We start from the raw sequence: 11,680 nt of genomic DNA, 5'->3' as shown, positions 1-11,680 counted from the left end.
GAGAGCCAGCGGAAGAGGTGAAGTAAGTGGTCTTTTTCGGCAGGGCCTAAGACGTTATGGCCTGGAAGGGCGGTGCGAGAGATGATGTGATAAGCAGCCTCTGGGTTTTTAAGGAATTTTCTAGGGATACGAGCCACGTTTTGCCTCCTTCAAAAAATTTGCCTGTCCCTTTTCTTTTAAATCGGTTGGACAGAAAGGAGACTTGAAAAGTTTTGCCTGTCCCTATTCTAAAGCACTACTGCCAACTAAAGTTGGCAGTTGGTGTTAACGAAAGTTGGCAGGATTTAGGCCGTAACGCTTAAGAATCTTCTGGAGGGATTGGCGCTTGATACCGCTAATTTCAGCTGCGCGACTTACGTTGCCCTTGGTCTCAGTAAGAAGGCGCTTGACATAAGCTACTGTAAAGCGCGAAAGGACTTTTTCCTTAAGCACTTTATAAGGTTGAGAAAGGTCTAGTTCGGCTTGCTCCTGCGGCATGGCAAAAAACTTTTTCTTCTCCTGGACCAAAGGGACATTAGCAAGAGAGATAACATCCGAAGGACTTGTTACCACCGCCGCTTTAATCACATTTTCAAGCTCCCGCACATTCCCTGGCCAGTCGTATTCCATAAAAAATTCAATTACCTCAGGACAAACGTACTTAGGCGGAATCCCAAGCTCTTGAGCAGTCTTTTTAAGAAAATGGTCCACCAGAAGGGGAATATCTTCTTTTATTTCCCGCAAAGGAGGCATTTTTATGGTTACTACATTTAGGCGGTAAAAGAGATCCGCGCGAAAAGAACCCTCTTTTACTTTTTCTTCTAAGTCCTGGTTTGTGGAAGCAATGATACGCACGTCAACTTTTTTGGTTTGTGTGGCCCCGAGGGGTTTTATCTCTTTTTCCTGCAACACGCGCAAAAGCTTGGTTTGCACGGCTAGCGTAATATCGCCTATTTCATCAAGAAAGATAGTGCCACCGTCTGCTTCCTCAAAAAGCCCACGGCGATTGGCCGTGGCATTAGTAAAAGCTCCTTTTCGATAGCCAAAAAGCTCACTTTCAAGAATCTGCTCAGGAAGTGCAGGACAATTTACGGTTATCATGGAATGTTTGGCCCTGTTACTTAACGCGTGGATAGCTCGTGCGGCAAGTTCTTTCCCTGTGCCAGACTCTCCAAGGATAAGCACGGTTAAATCCGTAGGGGCAACCATACGGATAGTCTCAAAGACTTTTTTGAGCTTGGCACTTTGGCCTACAAAATCTTGAAATGCCTTTTTACCTGAAACTTGTCGCTGTAGGGCTACGTTTTCTTTGATGAGGCGGCTGCGCTCAAGGCCCTTCCTAAGTACGTGGATAAGGTGCTCGTCTTCAAAGGGTTTAGGAATAAAATCATAGGCTCCTTCTTTAACGGCCTTTACTGCTTGTTCGATAGTGCCGTAAGCCGTGATAACCACAAAAGTAAGCTCTGGGTCTATTTTTTTTGCCTCGCGCAAAAGAGTGAAGCCATCCATCTCTGGCATGCGCACATCGGCAAGCACAAGATCGATCTCGTTTTCTTTAAGTATTTTGAGGGCCTTTTTGCCATTCTCTGCGGTAAGTACTTCGCAGCCCAACTCCAGCTCAAGCAAGCGCTTTAAGCCCTCTAAAAGGTCTTTTTCATCATCTACAATAAGAATGGTGTCCTTCATGACTCATTTACGGGAAAAACAATAGTAAAAGTTGTCCCCTCCCCCACCTTGCTTTCCACAAAGATTTTTCCGTCATGATCTTTAACAATACCGTAGCTCACCGAAAGACCAAGGCCTGTGCCCTCTCCTGGAGCTTTGGTAGTGAAAAAGGGATCAAATATTTTGTCGATTATGGTCTCAGGGATACCGCTGCCTGTATCGCGAATTTTTATGACCACCTCTTGGCGGGCTTTATTAAAAATTGTTTTAATCTCAATTAAGCCGTCCCTTTCTATGGCCTGCACAGCGTTTAAAATCATATTCATAAAAACTTGCTTAATTTTATCCCGATCAAGAAATAGCGCTGGAGCCTCTGGACTCAAATCTAAAACTAAAGAAATACTTCGTTTCTTAAAACGAGAAGCAAAAACTGAGACCACTTCTTCGATAATTTCGTTTACATTGACATAAGCTTTCTTATATTCGGCTGGTCTTGAAAAATTAAGCAAATTTTGGAGAATATCCTGGCTAAGCTTTACGTGCTTTTTGATTATTTCAAGATCTTTTTGGGCCTGTTCATCTAAATTATTGACTTTGGTAAGCAAATTCGCATAGCATTTTATCACGCTTAAAGAGTTGTTTATTTCATGGGCAAGCCCTGCAGCAAGCTGCCCTACGGCAGCAAGCTTCTCCGTAGTAATAATGTGCTTTTCCATAAGTTTTTTCTCGGTAATATCGCGAAAGATACCCTCATAAAGCACCAGGCCACCTAAATCTATGGCCTTACTTGCGGTAATGAGTATTTGATAGCGATTTCCTCCCCGGTCAACTACTGTTGTTTCAAATTCTTTGATCTGACCTTCTCTCTCAAGTTTCTCTAGGAGTTCTAAAGCCTCCTGATGGTCCCAAAAAAGCTGCTCGATGGTTTCAATCTGTAAGGCTTCGGACTTGTCCAAAAAACCAAAAAGCTTTAAGCCTGAAGGGTTAATATCAACAAGTTTCCTTTCCTGGTTCCACATCAAGATGGCATCCTGGGAAGACTCAAAAAGTGAACGATATTTTTGCTCAGACTTTTTAAGCTCGGTATGTATGCGCTTAACCTCAATGGCCAAATCTTCAAGGGAGGCGGCCATTTTTTCTATGTTATCATCTTCAGGGGAAGGGCCTTCAGCTTCTCGCCCAGGAATTATGCTTCGTAAATAAAAGGACAATTTTCTTAAATGAGGTAAAAACTCATAATGGATAAGGAGTCGCAAAGAAAAAACAATGAATATGAGAACGATTAAGCCAATTAAAAAGGTGGAAACAACCTGCTTTTTAAGGTTGCTAATAGCCGGACCAACAGGAATATAAACCGCATCAACCGCAACAATATCTCCTGGGCGATAATTAAAGCCCCCGCTTTTACCATAAAGCTTAAGCAAATCCTTGGGAGCATCTTCTGGGCGTCCGTGACATTTAAGACAGGAATTTTCCGCGTAGATAGCCTTAAAACGCGCAAAATAAAGGGTCCCCTTACGATTTAAAAGTCGGGTAACTTCTTTTTCTTTTAAAGCTTTTACCTCTTCGATAACATTTTTTTCTAAGTCATCAGCGCGGTTGATGGGATTTCGAGGGTTTAAGGCTGCTCTTTTGTATTCCATATAGGGAAAGTTTTTCCCTATACGGCGCATAATTTCTCGGCCGATATGGGAAGTTGACATAGCCTCTGGAATAAAGCGCTCATCATGGAAAATCTTATACATCTTGGGACGCAAGACTTCCTTTACATAAGACCTTGTAGCCTCAGCAGTAGCAATGAAAATCTCCGTCTCTTTGTTGGCTCGTTCGATGATTTTTTCGCGGTGATAGGAGTAATAAAAAAGACAAGTAGATAAAAAAAGCGGAAGCAAAAATAAAATCAGCCAGCTCTGGCGCAGTATGCTAACCATTATGTTTATATTTTGGCCCAGGTGCTAAATTATGGCAACCAAATCTTCAAAGACCCAAGGCCTTTGTCACCTGCGGACCTAGAAAATGAACCCAAAAGAACGTTACTAACCAGGCCACGGTCAAAGTCCAGCAGACCATGAGCCCAGGCCAGCGCCAGGAACCTGTTTCCATTTTCATCACCGGAAGGGTTGCCATACACGGCACCATGAGCAAGGCAAAAAGCATGAGTCCTATAGCGGTGACGGGATTGAAAAGCGGGTCTTTTTTGATGTTTTCCAGGAGAGAGACTTCGTCGCTTCCTCCACCACCAAGGGCGTAAATCTGGGCAAGAGTTGAGACTAGAACCTCTTTAGCAGCAAAGGCAGAGGTCAAGGCAATACCAATACGCCAGTCAAAACCAAGAGGCTTTATCAGCGGCTCGATAAGTCTGCCAAAGCGGCCTGCATAGCTTTTTGAGAGCCTTTCCGCGGCTTCTTCATTGGCAAGCTTTATTAAAGTTTCTTGGTCCTGGGCTTTGCCCTTCAAGGCCTCGTAATCTTTAGAAAGCTCTGGATTCATGGGAAAAGTAAAAAGGGCCCACATAACGATGGAAATACCGAGAATAACTGTCCCTGCTTTACGCACGTAAAGCACCGAGCGATTCCACATCTGGAGCAAAATGCTTTTAAGCGTGGGGAAACGATAAGGTGGAAGTTCCATAAGAAAAGGCGAAGGCTCCCCCCGGAAAAGCATAAAACGAAAGATAATGACCGTTACCAAGGCAACGATAAGGCCTGTGACATACATAGCCGCCAAGACAAGACCCTGGAGATTAAAAACACTCCAGACTTTTTTATCAGGGATAAAAGCTGCAATGAGTAGCGTATAAATAGGGAGCCTTGCAGAACAACTCATAAAAGGCGCGGCAAAGATGGTCAAAAGGCGCTGGTGATAATTTTCAATGGTGCGCGTGGCCATAATCCCCGGAATATTACAGGCAAAGGAAGAAAGAAGCGGCACAAAGGATTTTCCGTTTAGACCAAAAGGCTTAAGGAGCCTATCAACCACAAAGGCTGCCCGGGGCATATAGCCTGAGTCTTCTAAAAGGGAAATCAAAAAGAAAAGAATTAGTATCTGCGGTAAGAAGACAAGGACGCCGCCTACTCCTGCGATCATGCCGTCCACTACAAGGCTCTTTAAAAGGCCATCTGGTAAGCGAGCACCAACAAAGTTTCCTAGCCAGCTAAAAAAGCTGTCTATTAGTTCCATAAAAGGTGCGGACCAGGAAAATACCGCCTGGAAAAGAAGAACCATCACGGTAATAAAGATAGGTATCCCGAAAATCCGATGGCAAACAATGGCATCAATACGGTCGCTTAAGGTTTTGCGTGGCACATAGTTCACCACGTCTTTTAAAAGCTGCTGAATGGCGTAATAGCGGTACTCTGCAAGCAACGGCTCAGGCTCATCACCCAAAAGCTTCTTAATACGTTCCTGAGAGGCTTTCAGTCTTTGCAAAAAAGAAGATCCCAGGGCTTTTTGAGAAACCAGAAAAGAAATAATTTCTTCGTCCCCTTCAATAGCCTTTAAAGCAAGCCATTTAAGGGGATAGTCGCGAAGAGATCCTTGCTCCTTTAAAAGATCAGAAAGCTTTTCAATCTCTTCTAAAAGCTCCCTGGGGTATGGTAAGGGGAACTTGGGTTTTGCTTTTTCTGGTGCTTCAATCACCTGCCTGATAACCTTTTTGAGCTGATCAATCCCTACGCCCCGGTGGCCGATAGTGGTAACCACCGGCACCCCAAGCTTTTTTTCAAGGGCAGAAACGTTGATCTTAAGCCCCTTTTTCTTGGCATCGTCAATCATGTTGAGTACGAGAATTAGCGGCACCCCGAGCTCCAGCAGTTGCATGGTGAGGTAAAGATTGCGCTCAAGATTTGAGGCATCGATGATATTAACCACCACCGCGGGTTTTTCCTCGACTATGACCTGGCGGGCAACTACTTCTTCAGGGGAATAAGATGAAAGCGAATATGTGCCAGGAAGATCAATTACCCTTATGCGATAGCTGTTAAGCTTAAGGAAACCTTCCTTACGTTCAACGGTCACGCCGGGGTAGTTGCCAACTTTTTGCTTGGCCCCGGTAAGGGCGTTAAATATGGTGGTCTTGCCGCAATTAGGGTTCCCCGCAAGGGCTATTTTTATCTCTTTTTCCATGACGGGCATTCTTTCGCGGAAAAGTTGGTTGGGCAATCCTTTGAAAAGGCGCAACCAGTGCACAAGTCCTTGGGTTTACGCCAAAAGGCCCAAAGGCGCCACGAGAGATAAACGGCAGCAATCAATACTATTGCGGCTGCGATAAATTCTGTCATTCAACTACCCCTTTTATTGAGAACACGTTGCAATTAACACGTAAAAAGGCTAGTGTCAAGCTAGAGAAAAGAAAAAGGGGCAAAGCCCCGCAGGACTTTGCCCCTTTTTTTGGGACTATGCCATTAGCTTTAATATGGTGCACTGGACATTACCGGGCTTAGTTCTTCTATCTTTCCGTGCTTCATACGGTAGTTGTAAAGGGCCTGAATATCTTTATACACTTGGAAAAGCTGGAAAAATCCGTGCCAATGGGCGTAATCCGGACCGGCCATAGCGGCACCGTGACGGGCTCGACGACCAACATGATGCCAGAAATAGTACGTTAATTCCTGTACCGGATCACTCCATTTGTCTTTTTTCAGAAGACCTTTTTGTTTTAGATCATTGACCATAGCTGTAACTTTGTCCCAATAGAAGTTATAAAGGGCTACGGAATTGTCTAATTTATTGAAGTGGGCGTCAACAAAAACCTTGCTATGACAGTTTACACATACCTTACGCATAAGAATGCGGCCACGTTCGCCATCTCCTCTTTCGCCACTCCTTATTACACTTTTCTTATGAACTAAATCCCATTTAAGACGTTCGGTAACATTGTGAGTAGTGGCAAGCTCACCTATACCGCTCATGTGACAGGTAGCACAGGTAGGAGCGGAATAATCACCAGGCTCCCAGGCATCAGGAGCAGCATCCCACTTCCATTCTTCTCCTTCAGTGAGATAGCGCTGCCCGTGAGCACTTTCATAGTAAATTTCGATGTTAGGATGATCTGGACCTAAGTGACATTTGCCACAGGCTTCAGGTTTACGGGCTTCGGCAACGCTAAACTTATGTCTGTTATGACAAACTACACAATTACCAATCCCACCATCTGGATATCGGTGTCCGATTCCTCCAGGCCAGCTATCTTTAGTGGGTTTATTATCAGGACCAAGTTTCACCTCTGCACCGTGGCAGGCCTGACAGCCAGACTGGCGGGGAGCCGTAGTAAGTTTACTTTTGGGGTCCATCCCCGCAAAAACACCACCTTCAAGGTCACGCCAGAGCTTTACAAATTTAGTAAGAACGGGCCTGCTTGCCATAGCTGCGTGAGCGCTTTTGGTAAACTGTTCCACTTCAGAGGGGTGACATTTTGCACATGTTTTTGGGGACACCATGGGAGAGGTGAAAATATTGGTTCCCTTTACCCCTTCACACTGGCTGGCCATGGGAGAACCCTTGGGCACCACGTGACAATCGTAACAAGAAACCCCGGCATGGGCCATGCGGCTCATCTTCCAGTCCTGCACAATCCCCGGAGTCTTTTTGGAATGACACTCGATACACTTGATTGCGTCTTTGGAATAACCGCGGGTGATGACTAATTTCTTGCCAGCAAGATTGGTATACTCCTGCTTGGCTTGGACTTGTGAGCCTAAAACCCCGATAATCAGGGCCAAAAGAAAACTTAGACTTAAAAAACTGCGCACCCTCATACAAATCCTCCTTCGCTTTTTATTTTTCATTTTTTGCTAACTTTTGCTTGGCCATCTTTTTCTGCATCACCAGCATCAAGTTTCCGTGACCAACGGTTTTGTGGCAGGTGATGCAGGTTTCTTTGGTCATGCCAAGTTCATACTGGCGGTGGGCTAAGAAGGCTTTAATAGGAATACCAGGCGCAACGAGCTCTTTATGACAATTACGACAACTTGATTCGTAAACGTGATTTAAGGAGCCCTGCTTTGCCCAACGATCAAGCCAATACTGCGGCTCCTGCCCCTTGCCCTGCATGTTGGCGATATAGTCGTTAAGGCCTGCTTTAGCCTTGGTGATAAGGTAGTTCATAAAACCATCATGAGGGAGATGACAATCTGCACATTTGGCCTTAGCTGCACCTTTTACAGCCGGGCCGTGAACACTTGCCTGCCAGGTCTCGTGAAAGATTTTCATCGGATGACATGATGCGCAAAAAGCCGGCTTATTAGTTGCGACTATTTTTGAGGCCGTAATCAAGGAAAAAACTCCCGCAACAACAATTCCTACAATTAAACCCAGGATAATGCCACTTTTTTCCATAGAGCCTTCCCCTTTGTTTTTATTTTCAAGATTTAAAGCTTCAATCCATCAGAATGTTTCTATTTTTCTTTTAGATGATTCTGGCGTAAATGTGGAGTTAAACTTGTAACAAAATTGTTAACGTTCTATAGTAACTTACAAAAAAATAATCCAACAAAGCTGCGGGAGGACTCTTGTTTTCCCTCGTCGGAAGAAAAATTCTTTTCACCTTGGCGTTCATCATACTCGCCTTCTGGCTCTTTTTCGTATCCTGGTCCCTTAAAGAGCAGAAAAAGTTTTACTTAGAGCAAATGCGCCGCGAAGCCAAAGCCATTTATGAATTCGTAGTGCTTGCCAGAGAATGGATTTCAAGCAAAGGCGGCATTTACATCAAAAACAAAAACGAATTTGAAAAAGTAACCCCCTCTCACTTCACCAAAGAGCTTGCCGCCTTTGCTAAACCCCACAAAATGGCCTTCACCTTTAAAGTGGCTGTAATAGGAACCAAAAACCCCTATCACGTGCCTGATGACTTTGAAAAAGAAGCCATCAAGGCCTTTCAAAACTCCAGAATCCATGAATACTGGAAACTTTATACTGACCCTAAAAATCCCCTTTTTCGCTACGCTGCTCCCCTGGAATTTCAAAGTGTTTGTGCGTCTTGCCACCAGGAAGCCAAATACCACCAACCCCCTGCATGTATTAGCATCACCCTAACGGCCAAGCCCTTTTTAAAAGAACTCAAACGCAGCTATTATGGGCTTATTTTTTCGTCAGTATCGGTAACTTTAATCATTTTTATTGTTCTCTGCTTCTTACTCAAGATATTTGTCCTAAATCCCCTAAACAAATTTATAAATGTTGCTAAGCAGGTAGAACAAGGCAATCTTGATGCTAGAGTCAGCATAAAAAGTAACGATGAATGGCAAATACTCAGCGAATGTTTCAATGATATGCTTGAATCCTTAGCAAAACACCAGGAAAAACTGAAAGAAAAAATAAAAGAGGCTACGGAAGAGCTCTTCCAAGCTTACTCAAACCTAAAAAAAGCAGAAAAATATCGTTCAGAATTTTTCTCAAACATTACCCACGAATTAAAAACACCTGTCACTGCCATCAAAGGGACCATAGAACTCATAGAAAGAAAAGGCAGTATTGACGAAAGACAAATAGAAATCCTAAAGAAAAACGCTGAAAAACTTTCTAAAATGATAAAGGATCTTTTGGACTACTCTAAAATAGAAAGTGGACAAATCGAACTATTAAAAGAAGAAAATAGTATTTTTGATGCTATTGAAGATGCTATTCTTTTAGTAAGCCCGCTAGCCAGCCAAAAAAACTTGACCATTCAACTGAGAGGCAAAGATACTGTAGGATTTTTTGATCATGAGCTCATTCAAAGGGTAATAACAAATCTTTTGATAAACGCTATTAAATTTTCCCCAGAAGGGGAAAAAATCATTGTCTCTGTCTCTGAAGATGAAACAAACATCATCGTTTCTGTAGAAGATTTCGGCCCAGGGATTCCCGCAGAAGAACGCGAAAAAGTCTTCCAAAAATTCTATCGTCTGGCCAAAGATAAACGCGAGGGCATAGGCCTTGGGCTAGCTATTTGTAAGGGAATCATCGAAGCACATGGTGGAAAAATCTGGGTAGGAGACTCTAAACACAAAGGCTGCGTCTTTTACTTCACCATTCCCAAAGGAAAGAAGGAGCCTAATGATGCACGGAAAAACCAAAATTCTCATAATTGAGGATGACCTTGACATTATCTACGTGTTAAAAGAACACCTTGAGCTGGATGGTTTTGAGGTTTTTGAAGCAGAAACAGCCAAAAAAGGGCTTAAAATCCTTGAAGAAGAAGCTCCAGATTTAATCCTCCTTGACTTAAATCTTCCGGACATAGACGGCATAAAGCTTTGTAAGATGATACGCCAAAAAAGCGATATCCCTATCATCATGCTTACGGCCCGCGATAGCCTTTCGGATAAAGTTCGCGGGCTTGAAAGCGGGGCTGACGATTACTTAGTAAAGCCCTTTGAATACCTGGAGGTAGCCGCACGTATCAAGGCCTGTTTAAGACGTGTAAAAAGAGGTACCCCTCAACAAGAAGTATTTGAGGCCGGGGCTTTTAAAATCGATTTTAACCGACGCGAAGTTCACCTAAACGGAAAAAGCATTAAACTTACCCGCAAAGAATTTGATCTTTTAAAAATTCTTGCCTCACATCCCAACGAAGTACTGAGCCGCGAATTTTTGCGCAAAGAACTCTGGCCTGGTAAAGAAATTTATCCCTGGAGCCGAGCTTTAGACGTTCACATCCAGCGCCTGCGACAAAAAATAGAACCTGACCCCGAAAAACCACGCTACATTATCACTCACCCAGGGGTGGGCTATCGTTTTAATCCTGAGGGGGACTAGCGCGCCAGGAAAACTTAAGCGCCTCGAACTTACAGGCGTCAAGACAGGCCCCACAGTTCCAACAATAGGCACCGCTTGCTTCGCCCTTTTCAGGAGAAAGCCCAAGAGGGCAAGCCTTTTGACAGAGCCCACAGTGGGTGCAGGCTTCTTTTTCTTTGATTATGCGAAGTTTGCGTTTAGTGCCAAGAAATGCAAGCAGCCCCCCCAAGGGGCAAAAATAACGACAGAAAAAACGCCAGGTAAAAAAGTTAAGGATAAGCACCAGGATGATAACCACACCTTCAAGGGCCAGGGTGTGAAAAAAGACCGCCATCATGATCTCGCGCCCTACAAGCCCTGGAGGTGATAGAAAAACAAATAAAGGCGCTCCGATTATCATGGCGAGCACGATATCGCCAATCAAAGTGAACCAGATAGTTTGTTTGGGAAGGACTATCAAGTCTTTGCGGCGTTTTATCCCAAATAAACGCATAAGGCGGTCTTGCACTTCGGAAAGGAAACTTATCGGGCAGATCCAGCTACAAAAAACCCGCCCCAAAAAAGAAGCCAAAAGAACCGGAAGAAGCATTCCTATAAGCAAGGGAAGATAAATCGTCTTTGAGATCAAAATGCTTTCCAACCCTTCAAGGGGGGAAACAAACCACAACTTGCCGATAGCAAGGGACTGGTACCAACCCTGGATAAAAGAAAACTGGAAGTAGTAATTGAGAAAAGGATTCACTAAAATAATCAGAAAAGCGCAAAACAATACCAAAAATCTGAAAAAACTGTATTTTTTAGGCATTTCTCCCCTTGGAAAACGCGTAAATTGGTTCGATGTTTATGGCTTTGGGAGTCAGTGGACAACCGTGGGCACAAAGGCCACAACCAGTGCAGGCATCTTCGATTATCACCGGCCTTAACTGGTCAAGCTTAATGGCCTTTTCTTTAAAAGGACAAACGTTGTAACAGGTGCGGCAAAGGGCCTCACCACGCCAGGTAATACACCTGCGGTGATTTATCACCGCAAGGCCCATGCGGGTCTCTTCCATGGGGATAGGTTTAAGGGTGCCGGTGGGGCAAACTTCAACACATTTCATGCAAAGATAGCAGGGGACCTTGAGAACGTCTATTAAGGGAGTGCCAGCGTAAACCCCGTAGCGAATATCAAGAATTTCAATAGAACGATAGGGGCAGATCTCTGCACAGCGGCCACAGCGAATACATTTGGCCGCAAAGATTTCTTCAGGCACTGCCCCAGGCGGGCGGAGGTGATTTTCTTTTACTGGAGAATCGAAAAAGCCCTTAGCTTTTGCTCCCG

The 11,680-nt window shown here is 44.2% G+C and carries 9 protein-coding genes; 2 read left to right on the top strand and 7 right to left on the bottom strand.

Annotation, left to right across the window (positions count from 1 at the left end):
• Positions 1-264: 264 nt before the first annotated feature.
• From H528_RS0107025 to H528_RS14060, 5 genes are all read right to left on the bottom strand, one after another.
• The gene (locus tag H528_RS0107025; protein ID WP_022853627.1) at positions 265-1,665 is read right to left on the bottom strand and encodes a sigma-54-dependent transcriptional regulator; all 1,401 of its coding nucleotides are present in this window, start codon (positions 1,663-1,665) and stop codon (positions 265-267) included.
• Positions 1,662-3,575, bottom strand: coding sequence for a c-type heme family protein (locus H528_RS0107020; RefSeq protein ID WP_022853626.1), 1,914 nt, complete (start codon positions 3,573-3,575; stop codon positions 1,662-1,664). The genes H528_RS0107025 and H528_RS0107020 overlap by 4 nt, the downstream gene beginning before the upstream one ends.
• Positions 3,576-3,621: 46 nt before the next feature.
• Positions 3,622-5,769 (bottom strand): ferrous iron transport protein B, encoded by a 2,148-nt coding sequence (gene feoB / locus H528_RS0107015; RefSeq protein WP_022853625.1) that lies wholly within the window; start codon positions 5,767-5,769, stop codon positions 3,622-3,624.
• Positions 5,770-6,053: 284 nt separating this feature from the next.
• Positions 6,054-7,400 (bottom strand): multiheme c-type cytochrome, encoded by a 1,347-nt coding sequence (locus H528_RS0107010; RefSeq protein WP_022853624.1) that lies wholly within the window; start codon positions 7,398-7,400, stop codon positions 6,054-6,056.
• Between the two features lie 19 nt (positions 7,401-7,419).
• Entirely contained in the window at positions 7,420-7,980 is a 561-nt protein-coding gene (locus H528_RS14060) for a cytochrome c3 family protein (RefSeq protein WP_022853623.1), read from the bottom strand.
• A 209-nt stretch (positions 7,981-8,189) separates the two neighbouring features.
• On the opposite strand from H528_RS14060, the gene H528_RS0107000 reads away from it, so the two are divergent.
• On the top strand, positions 8,190-9,713 hold the full coding sequence (locus tag H528_RS0107000) for a sensor histidine kinase (protein ID WP_169352780.1): 1,524 nt from the start codon (positions 8,190-8,192) through the stop codon (positions 9,711-9,713).
• Positions 9,679-10,380, top strand: a complete 702-nt coding sequence (locus H528_RS0106995) for a response regulator transcription factor (protein WP_022853621.1) — start codon at positions 9,679-9,681, stop codon at positions 10,378-10,380. The genes H528_RS0107000 and H528_RS0106995 overlap by 35 nt, the downstream gene beginning before the upstream one ends.
• Here H528_RS0106995 and H528_RS0106990 read toward each other — a convergent pair.
• Positions 10,361-11,164 carry a 4Fe-4S binding protein gene (locus H528_RS0106990; RefSeq protein ID WP_022853620.1) on the bottom strand — a complete coding sequence of 268 codons (804 nt, stop codon included), beginning with the start codon at positions 11,162-11,164 and terminating at the stop codon, positions 10,361-10,363. The two genes, H528_RS0106995 and H528_RS0106990, sit on opposite strands and share 20 nt — an antisense overlap.
• Positions 11,157-11,612 (bottom strand): 4Fe-4S dicluster domain-containing protein, encoded by a 456-nt coding sequence (locus H528_RS0106985; RefSeq protein ID WP_245540432.1) that lies wholly within the window; start codon positions 11,610-11,612, stop codon positions 11,157-11,159. The genes H528_RS0106990 and H528_RS0106985 overlap by 8 nt, the downstream gene beginning before the upstream one ends.
• Positions 11,613-11,680 lie beyond the last annotated feature (68 nt).

This window comes from Thermodesulfatator atlanticus DSM 21156 (assembly GCF_000421585.1).
Lineage (GTDB): Bacteria > Desulfobacterota > Thermodesulfobacteria > Thermodesulfobacteriales > Thermodesulfatatoraceae > Thermodesulfatator > Thermodesulfatator atlanticus.
The sequence above is the reverse complement of the archived record's forward strand: the minus strand, read 5'-3'. Positions and strand labels throughout refer to the sequence as shown.

Coding starts and splice junctions, on each gene's coding strand:
- H528_RS14060 (WP_022853623.1), bottom strand. CDS start 7,980: ATGGAAAAAAGTGGCATTATCCTGGGTTTAATTGTAGGAATTGTTGTT.
- H528_RS0107025 (WP_022853627.1), bottom strand. CDS start 1,665: ATGAAGGACACCATTCTTATTGTAGATGATGAAAAAGACCTTTTAGAG.
- feoB (WP_022853625.1), bottom strand. CDS start 5,769: ATGGAAAAAGAGATAAAAATAGCCCTTGCGGGGAACCCTAATTGCGGC.
- H528_RS0107020 (WP_022853626.1), bottom strand. CDS start 3,575: ATGGTTAGCATACTGCGCCAGAGCTGGCTGATTTTATTTTTGCTTCCG.
- H528_RS0107010 (WP_022853624.1), bottom strand. CDS start 7,400: ATGAGGGTGCGCAGTTTTTTAAGTCTAAGTTTTCTTTTGGCCCTGATT.
- H528_RS0106990 (WP_022853620.1), bottom strand. CDS start 11,164: ATGCCTAAAAAATACAGTTTTTTCAGATTTTTGGTATTGTTTTGCGCT.
- H528_RS0106995 (WP_022853621.1), top strand. CDS start 9,679: ATGATGCACGGAAAAACCAAAATTCTCATAATTGAGGATGACCTTGAC.